The sequence below is a fragment of the Pseudomonas sp. 20-5 genome, from assembly GCF_056782835.1.
Genome location: NZ_CM165584.1, coordinates 3,927,232 through 3,946,781 on the forward strand (window position 1 = coordinate 3,927,232; position 19,550 = coordinate 3,946,781).

Here is a 19,550-nt window from a genome sequence, read left to right on the forward strand (position 1 = left end):
GGATCAGTATGCGCACTCTCAAGATCGAGCCGTTGACCAAGGAAGCCTTCGCCCCGTTCGGTGACGTGATCGAAACCGCCGGCAGCGACTATTTCATGATCAACAACGGCTCCACCCGCCGTTATCACAAGCTGGCCACGGTCGAGACCGCGCAGCCGGAAGATAACGCGATCATCAGCATCTTCAGCGCCGAGAAGCTGGAAATGCCGTTGCGCATCCGCATGCTGGAACGCCATCCGCTGGGCAGCCAGGCCTTCATCCCGCTGCTCGGCAACCCCTTTCTGGTCGTGGTCGCGCCACTTGGCGATGTACCTGTACCGGGCCTCGTCCGCGCCTTCCTGACCAACGGAAGGCAGGGCGTCAATTACCACCGCGGCGTCTGGCACCATCCGGTGCTGACGATCGAAAAGCGGGATGACTTCCTGGTGGTCGATCGCAGCGGTTCCGGGAACAACTGCGACGAGCATTTCTTCACCGAGGACGAACAGCTCCTCCTCGACCCCCAATCAAACCAATAAGAGAGGTCCTGCCGCCGGTCCGCCGGCCAGGGCAAGAGGTACAAGACTGTGGAAGCACATCTCATCGAATGGCTGAACCTGCTGGTGCGCTGGATTCACATGATCGTCGGGATCGCGTGGATCGGCGCTTCGTTCTATTTCGTCTGGCTGGAGAACAACCTCAACCGCAGCAACCCGCGTGAAGGCCTGTCCGGAGACCTCTGGGCAATCCACGGTGGCGGCATCTACCACCTGGAGAAGTACAAGCTGGCTCCGCCGAAAATGCCGGAGAACCTGCACTGGTTCAAATGGGAGGCCTACTCCACCTGGATGTCCGGGGTGGTGTTGCTGACCATCGTGTTCTACCTGAACCCGACCCTCTACCTGATCGCCCCCGGCAGCGACCTGGCGCCGGCGGCGGCCATCGCCATCGGTATCGGTTCGCTGGTCTGCGGCTGGTTCGTCTACACCATCCTCTGCGATTCGGCGCTGGGCAAGACCCCTGCCCTGCTCGGCCTGGTCCTGTTCGTCCTGCTGGTCGCCGCCGCCTACGGCCTGACCCAGGTGTTCAGCGGCCGCGGCGCCTACCTGCACGTCGGCGCGATCATCGGCACCATCATGGTCGGCAACGTGTTCAGGGTGATCATGCCGGCCCAGCGCGCGCTGGTGAAAGCCATCGAAGAAAACCGCGAGCCCGATCCGGTGCTGCCGGCCAAGGGCCTGCTGCGCTCCCGGCACAACAACTACTTCACCCTGCCGGTGCTGTTCATCATGATCAGCAACCACTTCCCGAGCACCTACGGCAGCCAGTACAACTGGCTGATCCTGGCCGCCATCGCGGTGCTCGCGGTACTGGTACGCCACTACTTCAACACCCGCCACGAAAGCAACCGCTTCGCCTGGGCACTGCCCGCCGGCGCGCTGGGCATGATCGCCCTGGCCTTCGTCACCACGCCGAACTACCAGCAGGCTTCCGCACCGCTGGCCAGCACCCCGGCGGCGGCACCGGCACAACCGGCGACCGGCGGCGACGCACCAGCCGCGCCCCAGGCCTCCAATGCCGGGACCGCGAGCGGAGCCGACTTCGACAAGGTCCATCACGTGATCCAGGAGCGCTGCACCGTCTGCCACTCGGCGAAACCGACCAGCCAGCTGTTCAGCACCGCGCCAGGCGGGATCATGCTCGACACCCCGCAGCAGATCCAGCAACTGGCACCGAAGATCCAGGCCCAGGCCGTGGCCTCGCAGATCATGCCGCTGGGCAACATCACGCAGATGACCCAGGAAGAACGCAACCTGATCGGCAGCTGGATCGCCAAGGGCGCACAGATCAACTGAGCCTTGGCCGAAAGGCGAAGAACCGCACCTCCGGTTCCCCGCAGCAGAACAACCCTGCTGGCCCTACCCCAAAAGCCCTCTCCATAGAGGGCTTTTGGCCATAACTGGCCATATCTTTCAGCCCCCCAACCTCTCCGATAACTCACTTTCCTTCACCCTGGGCCGATGGAACGAAACCGTGCGGCGCTATCTTCGCCTACCTTGCCAATGAAGAACTGTGCAACTTTTTGGTTGATAACGTTGTGGATAGAACGCTAGGGAACAAACACCCAAAGGGCTCCGAGAGAATGCGCAACTTTTTGCAAGCGGTGTGCAAAAAGTTGCACAATTTTCAGTGTTCTTCTCATGAGAATCGCCAGCGAATTTTTGGCTTCCCCCAATAACGCCTTGATGGAAAAGAGTTTCAAGACTAGTGGCACGGTTCTTGTCTAGCACCGATGCCCCCGGCATATCGCCTGGGCACTTTCAACGACAAGGAACGTATCCATGGCAACCCCCGCCTACATGTCCATCACCGGCACCAAGCAGGGCCTGATCACCGCCGGCGCCTTCACCGAGGATTCGGTCGGCAACACCTACCAGGAAGGCCACGAGGACCAGGTGATGGTCCAGGGCTTCAACCACGAAGTGATCATCCCGCGCGACCCGCAGTCCGGCCAGCCGACCGGCCAGCGCGTGCACAAGCCGGTGGTCATCACCAAGGTCTTCGACAAGGCCTCGCCGCTGCTGCTGGCCGCCCTGACCTCCGGCGAGCGCCTGACCAAGGTCGAGATCCAGTGGTACCGCACCTCCGCCGCCGGCACCCAGGAGCACTACTACACCACCGTCCTGGAAGACGCGATCATCGTCGACATCAAGGACTACATGCACAACTGCCAGGACCCGGGCAACGCCCACTTCACCCACCTGGAAGACGTGCACTTCACCTACCGCAAGATCACCTGGACCCACGAAGTCTCCGGCACCTCCGGCTCCGACGACTGGCGCTCCCCGGTCGCAGGGTGAGTTGACAGGCACACCGGTCGTACACCTGTACGGCCGGTTCTCCGTCGAGCCGAAAATGTCCGCTACTTCGCGAAATAGACACCGAGCCAAGACTTTCGGCAGCGGCTGAGCAAGAGTAACGTGGGGCTCGCTTCTCCAACGGATGGGGGAGGAACCGCCCGCCAGGAACAAGGAACGATCCATGCGTCAAAGGGACCTGAAATTCACCTTCGTCGTCGGCGAAGGGAAACTCGCGTTCGATGTCGTCGAGTTCGAACTGGAAGAAGCGCTCTGCGAGCCTTTCCGCCTGAACCTGAAGCTGGCCAGCGACAAGAACGCCATCGATTTCAGGCAGGTACTCGACCAGCCGGGCACCTTCACCCTCTGGCAGGACGGCCGTCCGGCCCGCTACGTCCATGGCATCGTCAGCCACTTCACCCAGGGCAGCTCGGGTTTTCGCCGGACCCGCTACGAACTGCTGCTGGAACCGCAGTTGGCGCGCCTGGAGCTGTGCTGCAACTGGCGGATATTCCAGGAGAAGAGTGTTCCGGAGATTCTCCAGGCGCTGCTCAAGGAGCACCGGGTGCTCGACTACGAACAGCGTATCTACCATGAGCACCTGCCACGCGAATACTGCGTGCAGGCCGGCGACAGCGATCACTACCTGCACGACCGGCTGGCCTTCGAGGAAGGCCTGGTCTACTACTTCCGCTTCGACGAACACCGCCACACCCTGGTCTGCAGCGACCGGCTCTACGTCCAGGAGCGTATCGCCGGCGGCCCGGTGCTGTTCAGCGCCCAGCCGGAGGGCGACAACCCGCAGCCGGTGCTTCATTCTTTCCGCTACAGCGAAAATGTTCGTACGGCTCGACAGACCCAGCGGGACTACAGCTTCAAGCGCCCGACCTACGACCAGGAGCATCATCTCGCTGGCGAGGCGCTCGAGCATCAGGGCTCGTCCTACGAGCGCTACGACTACCCCGGTCGCTACAAGCGGAGCGGCGCCGGCCGGCCTTTCAGCGAAAGCCGCCTCAGAGGGCACCGGCGCGATGCGCGGGTGGCATCGGTCAGCGGCGACGACCCACGGCTGATCCCGGGCCACGCCTTTGCCCTGGAAGGTCATCCGCGTGCCGACTTCAACGCCTGGTGGCGGCCGGTGCGGGTGGTCCATCGCGGCACCCAGTATGCCGGCCAGGAGGAAGAGTCCGCCGACGCCCCTCTGGGGGTGAGCTACGACCTGCGCGCCGAACTGGTACCCGAGGACGTCGAATGGCGTCCCGCACCGCTGCCTCGGCCGCGTATCGATGGTCCGCAGATCGCGACGGTAGTCGGCCCGGCAGGGGAAGAGATCCATTGCGACGAGTGGGGACGGGTGAAGGTCCAGTTCCCCTGGGATCGCGAGGGACGTCACGATGAATTCAGTACCTGCTGGATACGGGTCGCGCAGAACTGGGCGGGTGCCGACTGGGGACACATGGCGATCCCGCGGATTGGCCAGGAGGTGATCGTCGATTACCTGGACGGCGACTGCGACCAGCCGATCGTCACCGGGCGCACCTACCGGGCGACCAACCGACCGCCCTACGCGCTGCCCGACCACAAGATCCTCAGCACCATCAAGAGCAAGGAGTACAAGGGCAGTCGGGCCAACGAGCTGCGCATCGACGACACCACGGCGCAGATCAGTGCGGCGCTGATGAGCGACCACGGTGCCAGCGCGCTGCACCTGGGCTACCTGACCCATCCTCGGCCCGAAGGCGGCAAGCCGCGCGGCGAGGGCTTCGAACTGCGCACCGACGAACATGGCGCGGTGCGTGCGGCCAAGGGGCTGCTGCTGAGCACCGAGGAGCAGCTCAGGGCCGGCGCCGGCCATCTCGACCGAGGCGTCGTGGTGCAGGTGCTGGAGGCGGCGCTGGAGCTGGCCCGCGAGCTGGGTGACTACGCCGGGGAGCACCAGGGCGTGGGGCACGACGCGGCGCCGCAGCAAACCCTCCAGGAAGCCGTGCGCGACCTCGGCCACGGCGCCAACGACGAGTCCGGCAAGAGCAACGGAGGCAAGCCGGCGATCGCCTTGAGCGGTCCGGCAGGGATCGCTGCGGCGACGCCGGCGAGCCTGACCCTGGCCGCCGGCGAGCACGTCGACAGCGTGGCCCGGCAGAACCAGCAGGTGACCGCCGGGCAGAAGGTGGTGATCAACGCCGGCAGCGACATCGGCCTGTTCGCCCAGGGCGGCGAGCTGCGCCAGATCACCCACCAGGGGCCGATGCTGCTGCAGGCGCAGAAGAACGACATCCGCCTGGAAGCCGAGCAGAGCGTGGAGGTCAGCGCCAGCCAGCAGCACGTGCTGGTCACCGCGAAGGAGCACATCACCCTGATGTGCGGCGGCGCCTACCTGACCCTCAAGGGCGGCAACATCGAGCTGGGCATGCCCGGCAACTTCGTGGTCAAGGCGGCGAAGCACAGTCATGTCGGTCCCGCTCATGCATCGACCAGCTTCAACGCCTGGGATTCGACACCGTTCGATGACCGGTATGTCCTGCGCGACGAAGCCACGCTGGAGCCGTTACCCAATATCGCCGTTGAAGTGATACGAGGCGATGGTGGTGTGGTGAAACTGATGACCGACAGCCAGGGCCGTTTACCCAAGCAACAACACCTGGCCATGGACCCGGTGCAGATACGCATCCTGGGCAAGGGCAGTCACAACAGCGACACGGAGTCCAACACATGAGCAGCGAACCGCTCGAGCCGAATCAGGATGTGATCATCCCTCGCTCTCGCGACAGTCTGGGACGGCCTGTCTACAAGGCGCAGTTGACCCGTACCGACAACCAGAGCGAAAAGGTGGCACTGGTTCGGCAGACCGCTCCCCTGCCGGTGATCTTCATTCCGGGGATCATGGGAACCAACCTGCGCAACAAGGCAGATAAAAGCGAGGTCTGGAGGCCGCCGAATGGTCTGTGGCCTCTGGGAGACTTCGCTGCCTCGTTTGGTGCGTTGTGGACTTGGGCCTGGAGGGGCCCAAAGGTCCGTCAAAAACTTCTGAGAGCCGAGAGAGTGGAAGTCGATGACCAAGGCACGATCGATGTCGGCCAGTCTGGCCTGGATGAAGACGCTGCCCGCCTACGCGGCTGGGGCAAGGTCATGCGCAGTGCGTACAACCCCGTCATGGGATTAATGGAGAGGCGACTGGATAACATCGTCAGCCGTAGGGAACTCCAGGCATGGTGGAATGACGAAGCCCTCTCTCCTCCCGCAGATCAGGGTGAGGAGCAGGGAAAGGTTGGGCCGATCGATGAAGAGGAATTGCTCAAGGCCAGCCGATACCAGTTCGACGTCTGGTGCGCCGGTTATAACTGGCTACAGTCCAATCGGCAGTCGGCGCTGGATGTACGCGACTACATCGAGAACACGGTGTGGCCCTTCTACCAGAAGGAGTATGGTCTCGATCCCGAGCAAATGAGTCGTATGAAAGTCATTCTGGTCACCCACTCGATGGGAGGGCTGGTGGCGCGTGCCTTGACGCAGTTGCACGGCTATGAGCGCGTATTGGGGGTGGTGCATGGCGTGCAACCTGCGACGGGTTCCTCGACCATCTACCATCATATGCGTTGTGGCTATGAAGGTATCGCACAGGTCGTGCTGGGACGAAATGCCGGTGAAGTGACAGCCGTTGTCGCCAACTCGGCCGGCGCGCTGGAGTTGGCCCCTAGCGCCGAATACCGGGAAGGACGTCCCTGGCTGTTTCTGTGCGACGCGCAAGGCCAGGTACTCAAGGATATTGATGGAAAGCCTCGGGCTTATCCGCAGAACCAGGATCCTTATGAAGAGATATACAAGAGCTCTACGTGGTATGGATTGGTGCCTGAACAAAATGCACAATATCTAGACTTATCAAACACTGAAAATAAAAAGAAAAATCCCAGGGTAATTTTTGAGAAGAAAATTGATGCTATTGCTGACTTTCATAATGAATTGGCTACGGCGGGCTACCACGTCGAAACCTATGTTCATTACGGTGCTGACGATAGCCGCCATAGTTGGCGTGATTTGATCTGGAAAGGTGACCCGACCCCTCTGGAAACCCCTGGCGCCACACTCAACGACGATGAGAACGGCACTTACAACAGTTGGTTCCGCCGGGGCTTGCCCACCATAGTGCAGGGTCCGCTGGAGGCGGGAAATCCACTGGACGCTTCCGGCAGCGGAGGTGACGAAACGGTACCGACCGACTCCGGCCAGGCGCCTGCCCTGGCAGGTGTCAAGGCCAGCTTTCGGCATGGCAGCAAGGGCAAGGGACAGGCCAATACCAAACGGGGCTATGAGCACCAGGAGAGTTACAACGATGCTCGTGCCCAATGGGCAGCGCTATATGGTGTGATCAAAATCACCCAGTTGGCGGATTGGCATCCTAATGACAAAGGAGGGACATGATGCATCCCCGTCGGTTGTTTGCTGTACTTGGGTTGGTGGTCTTGACCAGCATGACCAGTTGTACTTCGTTTTCTTCTTCTCGGAGCCCTTCCATGGACAAGACCGGATGGATTACTCATTGCTTTGGTCGCTTTCTGATTGATCTGCCGCCTGACGCGGTAATTAACGCCGGATACTATCTATGGGGCGACAACATCCAACGGCTAGATGGCACACCTGCTGAGCTAGCAGCCAGGATTGCCCATCGCGAGCAAGAGTTACGGAATGGCATTCATAAAAAAACAAAGGAGAGCATGTTTGTTCGGAGGGCGGAAGACAAGGCTGGAGCCATTAGCCTGTGGTCTTGGGATTCGAATGCTAGTTTGCTTTCTTATAGGGTTGACTCATATTTTGTGGCTCATCCCAAGGGAGAGGTTTTTCTATACTCAGGAGAAGTTACTCACGACAAAGAGAAGGAAGGGGAGGAAGCTATCAATGATATATCCCGAAGCCTTCGCTCTCGCGAGCCCAAAGAAGCTCCAACTGAGCCGGGCTTTTGCATTGATCATGCCTATATTGCAGGGGAGAGTTTTCAAGATGAAGAGTTTGGCGTAGGTGTTACCTTTCCCAATCACCCTGGTGCGCGCTTTGAATTCCGCTCCTCCACGGGATCTGAGCTAAACAGCCTTCTTGAGCGAGTCGACGGCTTCGTGCAGAACATGCTCGCTACGGTTGCTGGAGTCGAGAGATTGAGAAAGGGGAAGCACCCTGTGGGGAGCCTTCCGGGAGAGGAGTACTTGGTTGCGGGAAGCAACAAGGGACAGCGCGCCTACACATTCATGTGGGAGGTTCAAGGCAAGGAGGAATCGCTAACCGAGCCCAATCTTACTGCGGGACTGGCGGTACTGGAACGCAGCAATGAAAACGGTAAACCACCGCCCCCTGCCTTCAAATCGGATAAAGAAGCATTGGAACTGTGGGACACCATTGTCGATTCGATTCGCGTGCGCCCGACGTCTTCATCGCCACGTGGCGGAAATGCCGGTCCTTCCCCTGCTCCGAAACCCGCTACGCCTGGCGGCCAAACGCTCGGTGATCACTATGTCTATGAGGAATTCCTCTCCAGCCTGAAGCCAAAAGACAGCTGGCTGGACGACCTATAGGAGCAACCCGCGATGGACATCATTCGCCTTGGCGACACCACCAGCCATGGAGGCACGGTGATTGAGGCGTTCGGCCAGACCGACCTCAACGGCAAGCCGATGGCCGGTGTAGGCCACCAAGTGGTTTGTCCCTTGTGCAAGGGAACCTTCCCCATTACCGAAGGTAGCGCCCTGCTGGATGTGAATGGGGTCCCGGTCGCGCTACATGGGATGAAAACAGCTTGTGGTGCCAGCCTGATTGCCAGTGGCCCGTTGGGCGCTGCCGAAAACTGAAAAAGGGGGACGTTCGATATGCCGAAAGACTTCGGCGACCTCCTTCGTGCCTCTCCTGTAGAACGCTCAGGAAAACTCCGCCGGCTTCTTGTCCAGCCTGACCTGCCCAGAGCCTTGGCACCTTGGCCAGTCTGCCGTTGTGCACTCCAGCAAGCGCTGGCGGCATTCTCTTTGCTCGTTGAGCGTCTCCATTGCCGCCAGGATCTACTGGCGCTCAGATAGCCGGTTGCTCTCGCGCACGTCGCTGCTTGTAGTCGCCAATGCAAGCAGGCGTTCCGCAAAGACCCATGGCTGATCCCGGGCGACAGGGTTCAAGGCCTTGCTGCACCGGGCTTGCGCTCACTGAGGTAGGGGTCGCTGAAAACTCCCAGCGGCTAGAGCACGTCGGCTATCCGACCAATGTCGTACACCGCCGGGCGTCCCGGGGGTAGCCGGCGCCAGTTCTATGGATACAGTGGAAGCAGCTCTGGAAAGCCTGTAGTAGACCGATTGGTCAACTACAAAAAATTACTTTGTATACAAAAAATCGATTGAATCGAGCACACAACGGGGATATAAAACACCCCACCGCATCGCCCTGAAGCCTGGGGTGGATGTTCGGCCAGAAATACCCGGCCGCCGGAACCTGCCTTTTCCGGTGTCCGCCTGCGACTGACAACAATAAAAACGCCTGAGGTGTTGCATGTCCGTGGTAACTGATCGCCGCATCCCCGACTCACCCGTAGACCAGCGCCTGCCGCTGACGCAGCTGCTGCTGGTGGGCTTCCAGCATGTGCTGCTGATGTACGGTGGCGCCGTCGCCGTGCCTCTGATCGTCGGCCAGGCGGCCGGCCTCTCGCGCGAGGAAATCGCCTTCCTGATCAACGCCGACCTGCTGGTCGCCGGCATCGCCACCCTGGTCCAGTCGCTGGGCATCGGCCCGATGGGCATCCGCATGCCGGTGATGATGGGCGCCAGCTTCGCCGCCGTCGGCAGCATGGTGGCGATGGCCGGGATGCCCGGCGTGGGCATCACCGGGATCTTCGGCGCGACCATCGCCGCCGGTTTCTTCGGCATGCTCATCGCCCCCTTCATGTCGCGCATCGTGCGTTTCTTCCCACCGCTGGTGACCGGCACGGTGATCACCTCGATCGGCATGTGCCTGTTCCCGGTGGCGATCAATTGGGCCGGCGGCGGCAAGGGCGCGGAAGACTTCGGCTCCCTGCACTTCCTGTTCCTCTCCAGCCTGGTGCTCTGCACCATCCTCCTGATCAACCGCTTCATGCGCGGTTTCTGGGTCAACATCTCGGTGCTGATGGGCATGGGCCTGGGCTACGCGATCGCCGGCGGCATGGGCATGGTCGACCTCGGCGGTCTGGCCGAGCGCCCCTGGTTCGACATCGTCACCCCGCTGCACTTCGGCGCGCCGACCTTCGACCTGGCGCCGATCCTGTCGATGTGCCTGGTGGTAGTGATCATCTTCGTCGAGTCCACCGGCATGTTCCTCGCCCTGGGCAAGATCACCGGCCGCGAGATCACCCCGACCGAACTGCGCCGCGGCCTGCTCTGCGACGCCGGCGCCTCGTTCTTCGCCGGTTTCCTGAACACCTTCACCCATTCCTCGTTCGCCCAGAACATCGGCCTGGTGCAGATGACCGGGGTGCGCAGCCGCTACGTCACGGTGGCCGCCGCCGGTTTCCTGATCCTCCTCAGCATGCTGCCCAAGGCCGCCTTCCTGGTCGCCTCGATCCCGCCGGCGGTACTCGGCGGCGCCGGCATCGCCATGTTCGGCATGGTCGCCGCCAGCGGCATCCAGATCCTCCACGAGGCCAACATCACCGACCGCCGCAACCAGTTGCTGGTGGCGGTAAGCATCGGCATGGGCATGGTGCCGGTGGTGCGCCCGGACTTCTTCGCCCGCCTGCCGGTCTGGATGGAGCCGATCACCCATAGCGGCATCGCCATGACCGCGATCTGGGCGGTGGTGCTGAACCTGCTGTTCAACATCCTCAGCCGCAACGACCGCAGCCACTTGTGCGGCAGCCACGCGCCGGCGCCCAAGCACTCCTGACTCCCTGGCGGACCGGCGACACTCCCGGTCCGCCCTTCCCTCGGGCCGGACTTCGTCCGGCTTCTTTTTTTCCGCTCGCGGTCCGCACCACTCAGTCCCGCCGAAGGAAAGGCCCCGCCTTGCGCTCCAGCAGATGCAGCAATTCCGCCTGCATGTAGGCGTAGTCGTCCGGGATATCCAGGCAGACCAGGCGCTTGCCTTTCATCGCCGCGGCGTGCCGGCGCAGCAGCGCCTGCCGGTGGCGGCGCTCCATGACGACGACCAGCGTCGCCCACTCCAGTTGCTCCCGCTCCAGGGGCGTCTCGGCGTCCGCCGCCAGCCCGGCGGAATCGGTCTCGACGCCCGGCCAGTCGGCGAACAGCCGTTCGGCGCTGGGACTACGCAGGCGGTTGCGGCTGCAGATGAACAGGACCCGGTGCATGGGAGGCTTTCCTTTGCTGGCGCGGCAGGTAGCATGACTTCTTCGCCGCGTTTCGGCGTTGCGCCGCGTCGCTTTTCCCGGGACGGGGCAGCGAGCGGTGCGTGCCGGAACACGGTCACCCGGGTGGCATGGGGGAGGAAGCGGCGGATGGCGCCGTTGGTGCCATCGTCCCAGGAGGATACCGTCAGCCGCCGGTCATGCTCATGAAACGCAGCACCTGGACCTGCTCCTGGGCGTCGAAGTGATGCCGCTCCGGCTTCAGGTTCAGCGCCGCCACCAGTGCCGCGCTCAGGCGCTCGCGGTCGCCGGGATGGCTGCGCAGCAGTTCGCGCAGGTCGAGCGCCCCCTCGTGGCCGAGGCAGAGCACCAGCTTGCCCTCGGCGGTGACGCGCACGCGGTTGCAGTCGCCGCAGAAATTATTGCTGTGAGGTGAGATGAAGCCGATCCGGCTGGGCTCGTCGCCGATCTGGTAATACCGCGACGGCCCGCCGCTGCGCGCCAGGCTCGGGGTCAGCGGCCAGCGGCGCTCGATGATCGCGCGGACTTCGTCGCTGGTGCAGAGGGTCAGTTCGCGACGGTGGCTGGTGATGCTGCCCAGCGGCATTTCCTCGATGAAACTGATGTCCAACTGGTTGGCCAGGGCGTACTCGACCAGGTCGAGGATCTCGTCGTCGTTGCGGCCCTTCTGTACCACGCAGTTCAGCTTGATCCGCTCGAAACCGGCTTCGCGCGCCGCCTGGATGCCGTCCAGCACCTGCTCCAGGCGATCGCTACGGGTGAAGGCGGCGAAGCGTTCGCGCTGCAGCGAGTCGAGGCTGACGTTGAGGCGGCGGACGCCGGCGGCCTTCAGCTCGGCGGCGCGCTCGCGCAGTTGCGAACCGTTGGTGGTGATCGCCAGGTCTTCCAGTTCCGCACGCTGCCCCAGGCGTGCCAGCAGGCCGGTGATGCCCTTGCGCACCAGCGGCTCGCCGCCGGTGATACGAATGCGCCGCACGCCGAGGCCGATGAAGGCGTCGGCCACCGCGTAAAGTTCCTCCAGGCTGAGGACCTGGTCGCGGGGAAGGAACTGCATGTCTTCGCTCATGCAGTAGGTGCAGCGGAAGTCGCAGCGATCCGTCACCGACAGGCGCAGGTAGGTGATGCGACGGCCGAAGGGATCGACCAGACGGGAATCGGACATAGTGACTCGTTCTGTTCCGGGGGCTCGCCCGGCGCTCGGTGGGTGAGTGCGAGCGGGCGACTCGATACCCCTAACGAATACTCCAAATACCGGAAAATGTATAGGGCAAATGAACCGGCGGGTCAGGATTTCCCGGGCCTCCGCCTCGCTCGCACCTTGCTTGAGGGGCGCTCCGGGCGGGTGCTACCATCCTCGGCTTCCTGCCGCCGTTGCAGCAATGAAGAACAAGGACTGATGACCAGCATCCGCGAGCGCAACAAGCGCCTGATCCTCCGCGCCGCCAGCGAGGAATTCGCCGACAAGGGCTTCGCGGCGACCAAGACCAGCGACATCGCCGCCCGCGCCGGCCTGCCCAAGCCCAACGTCTACTACTACTTCCAGTCCAAGGAAAACCTCTATCGCTGCGTGCTGGAAAGCATCGTCGAGCCGCTGCTGCAAGCGTCGGCACCGTTCCGCGTGGAAGACGACCCGCTGCTCGCCCTGCCCGCCTACATCCGCTCGAAGATCCGCATCTCCCGCGAGCTGCCGCATGCCTCCAAGGTCTTCGCCAGCGAGATCATGCACGGCGCGCCGCACCTGCCGAAGGAATACCTCGACGAACTGAACGCCCAGGCCCAGCGCAACGTCACCTGCCTGCAGACCTGGATCGACCGTGGCCAGCTCGCCCCGGTGGACCCGCATCACCTGCTCTTCGCCATCTGGGCGGCGACCCAGACCTATGCCGACTTCGATTGGCAGATTTCCATCGTCACCGGCAAGGAACAGCTCAGCGACGCCGACTACGACGCTGCGGTGGAAACCATCACCCGCCTGGTCCTGAAAGGCTGCACGCCCGACGGGCAATCCGGCAAGAGCACCGGCCGGCTTCGGCCGCTGCCGCTCTGACCCGCCGCGGCGCGCTCAATCACGTGCCGCCCCCGCCCCAGCGCCGGCTTCGCACCGAGCGGCGTGACGCGGTATTCGACCCGCGGCGGCAGCTCCGCATACACCTCGCCTGGACGCTATCGGCGGAGTTGCTCGAGCGCGGTATCCGGGTCAACGCCCTGAACCCGGGGCCGACCCGGACGCCAGCGCTGGACAAAGCCGCTACCGATGTCGAGGCCACCCAGGCGCTGAGGGAGAAGATTGGCCGGGACGCCTGGGGGAGCCGCTGGAGATCGCCAGTGCCGCGCTATTCCTGGCCTCGAACGAGCCCCGCTGCAGGTATGGCACGGAGAGCCTGGTGGATGGCGGCGTACGCTACCTGAAGAAGGGAGCGAAGGCCCGGTCCTGGTGAGCGGGCCGCAAGCTCAACCGGCGTCGGGCACCAGCCCGACCGCCAGCACGCCCTGGATCGCGCATTGCTCGTCGATATCCGAGGTATCGCCGCTGATACCGACCGCGCCGACCACCTCTGCCTTGTCGTTGCGAATCAGCACCCCGCCCGGCGCCGGAACCAGATTGCCATGGGCCAGGGTGTTCACCGCGGAAATGAACGAAGGCCGCTGCTGCGCATCCGCCGCCAGCAGCCGCGACGACTTGCCCAGGGCCACGGCGCCCCAGGCCTTGCCGATGGCGATCTGCGGTCGCAGCATGCTGGCGCCGTCCTCGCGCTGCAGCGCCACCAGGTGGCCGCCAGCATCGAGCACCGCGATGGTCAGGGGAGCGGTGGACAGCTCGCGCCCCACCGCCAGCGCCTGGCGGGTAATGCCCAGCGCGGTTTCCAGACTGATGGTGGTCATGGTCGTTCCTCTCGAGTTGTTAAGGCTAGAAATCGGGAAACCACCCGCTATGCGGGCGCGTTCGAAAATTTGTACCCAATCTAGTAGCCGACCGGCCCTACGAAAGCAACATTCCAGAACAATATGAACATAATTTTGTATACATTTTTTCAAACGCTGGTTTTATAAGCCTACTAACAAGCATTACAACTAATTGTTTTTATTATGAAAAAATGGATTTCAGCGGCTTTTTCAAGCGTATACAACCCATCTTGACCTTGCGCTCCCCCTCTGCCTAGAATCGTTCCAACTTTTGTACACAATTAGTATAAGAACGAGGAACAAAACGATGGCCAGAATGAGAGCAATCGAAGCCGCCGTACTGGTGATGCGCCGCGAAGGCGTGGATACCGCGTTCGGCGTCCCCGGTGCCGCGATCAACCCCATGTACGCCGCGCTGAAGAAGATCGGCGGCATCGACCATGTCCTGGCCCGTCACGTCGAAGGCGCCTCGCACATGGCCGAGGGCTACACCCGTACCAAGGCCGGCAACATCGGCGTCTGCATCGGCACCTCCGGCCCTGCCGGCACCGACATGATCACCGGCCTCTACTCCGCCTCCGCCGACTCCATCCCGATTCTCTGCATTACCGGCCAGGCACCGCGCGCCCGCCTGCACAAGGAAGACTTCCAGGCGGTCGACATCTCCAGCATCGCCGCGCCGGTGGCCAAGTGGGCGACCACCGTGCTGGAACCGGCCCAGGTCCCCTATGTATTCCAGAAGGCCTTCCAGCTGATGCGCAGCGACCGGCCCGGCCCGGTACTGATCGACCTGCCGTTCGACGTACAGATGGCCGAGATCGAGTTCGACATCGACGCCTACGAGCCCCTCCCGGTGAGCAAGCCGAAGGCCACCCGGGTCCAGGCCGAGAAGGTCCTGGCCATGCTCGACGAAGCCGAGCGCCCGCTGCTGGTGGCCGGCGGCGGCATCTTCAACGCCGACGCCGCCGAGCGCTTCCGCGAATTCGCCGAGCTGACCGGCATCCCGGTGATCCCGACCCTGATGGGCTGGGGCGTAATCCCCGACGACCACCCGCAGATGGCCGGCATGGTCGGCCTGCAGACCTCGCACCGCTACGGCAACGCCACCCTGCTGGAATCCGACCTGGTGCTCGGCATCGGCAACCGCTGGGCCAACCGCCACACCGGCAGCGTCGAGGTCTATACCGAAGGTCGCCGCTTCATCCATGTCGACATCGAACCGACCCAGATCGGCCGGGTGTTCATGCCCGACCTGGGCATCGTCTCCGACGCCGGCGCCGCCCTCGACGCATTCCTCGAAGTGGCCCGCGAGTGGAAGGCCGCCGGCAAGCTGAAGTCGCGCGCCGCCTGGCTGGAAAGCTGCCAGCAGCGCAAACGCACGCTGCAGCGCAAGACCCACTTCGACAACGTGCCGGTGAAACCGCAGCGCGTCTACGAAGAGATGAACGAGTTCTTCGGCAAGGATGCCTGCTACGTCAGCACCATCGGCCTGTCGCAGATCGCCGGCGCACAGTTCCTCCATGTCTACCAGCCGCGCCACTGGATCAACTGCGGCCAGGCCGGCCCGCTGGGCTGGACCATTCCCGCCGCGCTGGGAGTGGTCAAGGCCGACCCGAGCCGCCAGGTGGTGGCGCTCTCCGGCGACTACGACTTCCAGTTCATGATCGAGGAACTGGCGGTCGGCGCGCAGTTCAAGCTGCCCTATATCCACGTACTGGTGAACAACTCCTACCTGGGCCTGATCCGCCAGGCGCAGCGCGGCTTCGACATGGACTATTGCGTGCAGCTGGCCTTCGACAACATCAACGCCCCCGAGCTGGAAGGCTACGGCGTCGACCACGTCGCGGTGGTCGAGGGCCTGGGCTGCAAGGCGATCCGGGTGTTCGACCCGAACGAGATCGGCGCCGCCCTGGCCAAGGCCCGCGAACTGATGCAACAGCACCAGGTGCCGGTGGTGGTCGAGGTGATCCTGGAGCGCGTCACCAACATCTCCATGGGTACCGAGATCAACGCCATCAACGAGTTCGAGGAACTGGCCGAGAAAGGCGCCGACGCGCCGACCGCCATCTCGCTGCTCGACTGATCGCCGGCCTTTCCCGGAGGCGCGGACGGTGCGTGCGGCACCCCGCCCCCGGCGAAAGGCCTCCCGAACGTTTGACCGAACGATAGGAGCAAGACATGCCCCGTTTCTGCGCCAACCTGTCCATGCTGTTCACCGAGGTGGATTTCCTCGAACGCTTCGACGCCGCCGCCAAGGCCGGCTTCGCCGGCGTCGAGTACCTCTTCCCCTATGACGTCGAGGCCGAGGCGATCAAGGCCCGCCTGGAAGCCAACGGCCTGGAGCAGGTGCTGTTCAACCTGCCGGCCGGCGACTGGGCCAAGGGCGAGCGCGGCATCGCCTGCCACCCGGATCGGGTCCAGGAGTTCCGCGAGGGGGTCGACAAGGCCATCGCCTACGCCAGGGTGCTGGGCAACCGCCAGGTGAACTGCCTCGCCGGGATCCGGCCGCAGGGGCACGACTGCGCCAGCGTCGAGAAGACCTTCGTCGACAACCTGCGCTACGCCGCCGACAAGCTGGAAGCCGCAGGCATCCGCCTGGTCATGGAGATGATCAACACCCTCGACATCCCCGGCTTCTACCTGCAGAACACCCGCCAGGCCCTGGAGATCCGCGACAAGGTCGGCAGCGCCAACCTGTTCCTGCAATACGACATCTATCACATGCAGATCATGGAAGGCGACCTGGCCCGCACCCTGGAAAACCAGTTGGCGGCGATCAACCACGTGCAACTCGCCGACAACCCCGGCCGCCACGAACCGGGCACCGGCGAGATCAACTACCGCTTCCTCTTCGAGCACCTGGACCGCATCGGCTACCAGGGCTGGATCGGCTGCGAGTACAAGCCGGCCACCACCACCGAAGCCGGCCTCGGCTGGATGAAGACGCACAACGTCGTCTGATCCGCACCCACGAACAAGACGCTCCCGCTTCCCTGCGCGGAGCCACTCGACAGACAGAACCAGGAGACATTCTCATGGCCAAGATCGGATTCATCGGCACCGGAATCATGGGCAAGCCCATGGCGCAGAACCTGCAGAAGGCCGGCCACAGCCTGTTCCTTTCCACCCACCACGACGCCGCTCCGGCCGACCTGCTGGAAGCCGGCGCCATTGCCCTGGCCAACCCGAAGGAAGTGGCCCAGGAAGCCGAGTTCATCATCGTCATGGTGCCGGACACCCCGCAGGTCGAGGATGTGCTGTTCCGCAAGGACGGTATCGCCGAAGGCGTCGGCCCGAACAAGGTGGTGATCGACATGAGTTCGATCTCCCCCACCGCCACCAAGGGCTTCGCCGAGAAGATCAAGGCTACCGGCGCGCAGTACCTGGACGCCCCGGTCTCCGGCGGCGAGGTCGGCGCCAAGGCGGCGACCCTGAGCATCATGGTCGGCGGCTGCCCGAACACCTTCGAACGCGCCCTGCCGCTGTTCCAGGCGATGGGCAAGAACATCACCCGCGTCGGCGGCAACGGCGACGGCCAGACCGCCAAGGTGGCCAACCAGATCATCGTCGCGCTGAACATCCAGGCGGTCGCCGAGGCCCTGCTGTTCGCCGCCCGCAACGGCGCCGATCCGGCCAAGGTGCGCGAGGCGCTGATGGGTGGCTTCGCCTCCTCGCGGATCCTCGAGGTGCACGGCGAACGCATGGTCAAGGGCACCTTCGACCCAGGCTTCCGCATCAGCCTGCACCAAAAGGACCTCAACCTGGCCCTGGCCGGCGCCCGCGAGCTGAACCTGAACCTGCCCAACACCGCCAACGCCCAGCAGGTGTTCAGCACCTGCGCGGCCATCGGCGGCAGTAACTGGGACCACTCGGCGCTGATCAAGGGCCTGGAGCACATGGCCAACTTCTCGATCCGCGACGAGTGATCCGCAGTCCGCGCGGGCCGTCACCCCGCGCGGAGCGACGAACCCCTTTTCGAAGGGCTCGGGGAGAGGAACGGTCGGCGAACTCCGGTGTTCGCCGCCGCCCTCTTCCTTCCCCGCCCACAAGGCGGGGTAAAGGAAGCGAACGCCCGGCCGGGAGATTCACGGCCTCTGCGTCCGGGCGCCTCGCTTCCATTCCCCAGTTCCCGCCGGCGCGGGTGCTGCGGAATGGAAGCGTCGACGACGCTGCGACCGCCGGTCCGACCGGCGGCACGACAACAAGAAATTCGGAGCCTGTCATGAGTACCGATCCACGCGCCTTTCTCACCGAGCTGTTCAATACCGCGGTGGCAGCCGGCCATCCCTACCAGGTGCTGGCCGACCACCTGCCGGAAGATCGCAGCGGGCGCGCCATCGTCATCGGTGCCGGCAAGGCCGCCGGAGCCATGGCCGAAGTGGTGGAGAAGCACTGGCAGGGCGAGATCCAGGGCCTGGTAGTGGCGCCTTACCGCTACGGCGCGCAATGCAGTCGCATCGAGGTGGTGGAAGCCTCCCATCCGGTGCCCGACGACGCCGGCGAGCGCGTCGCCCGTCGCGTGCTGGAACTGATCAGCGGCCTGAACGAGAGCGACCGGGTGATCTTCCTTCTCTCAGGCGGCGGCTCCGCACTGCTTTCGCTGCCTGCCGAAGGCATTGGCCTGGCGGACAAGCAGGCGGTGAACAAGGCGCTGCTCAAGTCCGGCGCCGCCATCGGCGAGATGAACTGCGTGCGCAAGCACCTCTCAGCGATCAAGGGCGGTCGCCTGGCCAAGGCCTGCTGGCCGGCCAGCGTCTACACCTACGCGATTTCCGACGTTCCCGGCGACGAGGCCACGGTGATCGCCTCCGGCCCCAGCGTCGGCGACCCGACCACCTCCGCCGACGCCCTGGCGATCCTCAGGCGCTACGCCATCGACGTGCCGCAGAACGTCCTCGACTGGCTCGCCGACCCGCGTTCGGAAACCGTCAAGCCCGACGACCCGTGCCTGGCGCGCAGCCACTTCCAGTTGATCGCCACGCCACAGAACGCCCTCGACGCAGCAGCGGTGAAGTGCCGCGCGGCCGGCTTCTCGACGCTGATCCTCGGCGACCTGGAGGGCGAAGCGCGGGAAGTCGCCAAGGTCCACGCCGGCATCGCCCGGCAGATCCGCAAGCACGGCCAGCCGCTGGCGGCGCCCTGCGTGATCCTCTCCGGCGGCGAGACCACCGTCACCGTGCGCGGCAACGGTCGCGGCGGACGCAACGCCGAGTTCCTCCTCAGCCTCACCGCCGAGCTAAAGGGCGAACCGAACATCTGGGCCCTGGCCGGCGACACCGACGGCATCGACGGCTCGGAAGACAACGCCGGCGCGCTGATGACGCCCTGCTCCCATGCGCGCGGCGAAAAGGCCGGGCTGAAGATCCGCGACGAGCTCGACGACAACAACGGCTACGGCTATTTCCAGACCCTCGGCGACCTGCTGGTGACCGGACCGACCCGCACCAACGTGAACGACTTCCGCGCCATTCTCATCCTCGAGTCCTGAC

General features: G+C 63.8%; 16 protein-coding genes. 13 read left to right on the forward strand and 3 right to left on the reverse strand.

From position 1 onward, the window contains the following. The first annotated feature begins 8 nt into the window (after positions 1–8). From AC1RB9_RS18025 to AC1RB9_RS18060, 8 genes are all read left to right on the forward strand, one after another. Positions 9–518 (forward strand): ureidoglycolate lyase, encoded by a 510-nt coding sequence (locus tag AC1RB9_RS18025; protein ID WP_003083329.1) that lies wholly within the window; start codon positions 9–11, stop codon positions 516–518. Between the two features lie 48 nt (positions 519–566). Next, positions 567–1,835 (forward strand): urate hydroxylase PuuD, encoded by a 1,269-nt coding sequence (locus AC1RB9_RS18030; RefSeq protein WP_003449817.1) that lies wholly within the window; start codon positions 567–569, stop codon positions 1,833–1,835. Positions 1,836–2,321: 486 nt separating this feature from the next. Then, on the forward strand, positions 2,322–2,840 hold the full coding sequence (locus tag AC1RB9_RS18035; protein ID WP_003083317.1) for an Hcp family type VI secretion system effector: 519 nt from the start codon (positions 2,322–2,324) through the stop codon (positions 2,838–2,840). A 181-nt stretch (positions 2,841–3,021) separates the two neighbouring features. Then, positions 3,022–5,550, forward strand: a complete 2,529-nt coding sequence (gene vgrG2a / locus AC1RB9_RS18040; RefSeq protein WP_023083057.1) for a type VI secretion system spike protein VgrG2a — start codon at positions 3,022–3,024, stop codon at positions 5,548–5,550. Beyond that, positions 5,547–7,253 carry an esterase/lipase family protein gene (locus AC1RB9_RS18045; RefSeq protein ID WP_003449760.1) on the forward strand — a complete coding sequence of 569 codons (1,707 nt, stop codon included), beginning with the start codon at positions 5,547–5,549 and terminating at the stop codon, positions 7,251–7,253. Before vgrG2a ends, AC1RB9_RS18045 begins: the two co-directional genes overlap by 4 nt. Further along, positions 7,250–8,395 carry a T6SS immunity protein Tli4 family protein gene (locus AC1RB9_RS18050; protein WP_033873337.1) on the forward strand — a complete coding sequence of 382 codons (1,146 nt, stop codon included), beginning with the start codon at positions 7,250–7,252 and terminating at the stop codon, positions 8,393–8,395. The genes AC1RB9_RS18045 and AC1RB9_RS18050 overlap by 4 nt, the downstream gene beginning before the upstream one ends. A gap of 12 nt (positions 8,396–8,407) precedes the next feature. Beyond that, positions 8,408–8,668 (forward strand): PAAR domain-containing protein, encoded by a 261-nt coding sequence (locus AC1RB9_RS18055; RefSeq protein ID WP_003083211.1) that lies wholly within the window; start codon positions 8,408–8,410, stop codon positions 8,666–8,668. Between the two features lie 682 nt (positions 8,669–9,350). Then, positions 9,351–10,718: a nucleobase:cation symporter-2 family protein gene (locus AC1RB9_RS18060; protein WP_003083208.1), complete on the forward strand. Its 1,368-nt coding sequence runs from the start codon at positions 9,351–9,353 to the stop codon at positions 10,716–10,718. Positions 10,719–10,809: 91 nt separating this feature from the next. Here AC1RB9_RS18060 and AC1RB9_RS18065 read toward each other — a convergent pair whose 3' ends face one another. Next, positions 10,810–11,139 carry a low molecular weight protein tyrosine phosphatase family protein gene (locus AC1RB9_RS18065; protein WP_003087185.1) on the reverse strand — a complete coding sequence of 110 codons (330 nt, stop codon included), beginning with the start codon at positions 11,137–11,139 and terminating at the stop codon, positions 10,810–10,812. Positions 11,140–11,323: 184 nt separating this feature from the next. Then, positions 11,324–12,319 carry a GTP 3',8-cyclase MoaA gene (gene moaA / locus AC1RB9_RS18070; RefSeq protein ID WP_003083204.1) on the reverse strand — a complete coding sequence of 332 codons (996 nt, stop codon included), beginning with the start codon at positions 12,317–12,319 and terminating at the stop codon, positions 11,324–11,326. Between the two features lie 234 nt (positions 12,320–12,553). On the opposite strand from moaA, the gene AC1RB9_RS18075 reads away from it, so the two are divergent. Further along, on the forward strand, positions 12,554–13,204 hold the full coding sequence (locus AC1RB9_RS18075; RefSeq protein ID WP_003083201.1) for a TetR/AcrR family transcriptional regulator: 651 nt from the start codon (positions 12,554–12,556) through the stop codon (positions 13,202–13,204). Between the two features lie 404 nt (positions 13,205–13,608). Here AC1RB9_RS18075 and AC1RB9_RS18080 read toward each other — a convergent pair whose 3' ends face one another. Then, on the reverse strand, positions 13,609–14,040 hold the full coding sequence (locus tag AC1RB9_RS18080) for a GlcG/HbpS family heme-binding protein (protein WP_003083199.1): 432 nt from the start codon (positions 14,038–14,040) through the stop codon (positions 13,609–13,611). A 328-nt stretch (positions 14,041–14,368) separates the two neighbouring features. On the opposite strand from AC1RB9_RS18080, the gene gcl reads away from it, so the two are divergent. The 4 genes from gcl to AC1RB9_RS18100 all read left to right on the forward strand — a co-directional run bounded on the left by gcl (position 14,369) and on the right by AC1RB9_RS18100 (position 19,549). Next, the gene (gene gcl, locus AC1RB9_RS18085) at positions 14,369–16,144 is read left to right on the forward strand and encodes a glyoxylate carboligase (protein ID WP_003087182.1); all 1,776 of its coding nucleotides are present in this window, start codon (positions 14,369–14,371) and stop codon (positions 16,142–16,144) included. Between the two features lie 95 nt (positions 16,145–16,239). Continuing rightward, positions 16,240–17,022 carry a hydroxypyruvate isomerase gene (gene hyi, locus AC1RB9_RS18090; protein WP_003087181.1) on the forward strand — a complete coding sequence of 261 codons (783 nt, stop codon included), beginning with the start codon at positions 16,240–16,242 and terminating at the stop codon, positions 17,020–17,022. Positions 17,023–17,096: 74 nt separating this feature from the next. Beyond that, complete coding sequence (locus AC1RB9_RS18095; RefSeq protein WP_003087180.1) at positions 17,097–17,987, forward strand: 2-hydroxy-3-oxopropionate reductase; 891 nt, start codon at positions 17,097–17,099, stop codon at positions 17,985–17,987. Positions 17,988–18,283: 296 nt separating this feature from the next. After that, positions 18,284–19,549, forward strand: a complete 1,266-nt coding sequence (locus AC1RB9_RS18100; RefSeq protein ID WP_003117785.1) for a glycerate kinase type-2 family protein — start codon at positions 18,284–18,286, stop codon at positions 19,547–19,549. The last annotated feature ends 1 nt before the right edge of the window (position 19,550 follow it).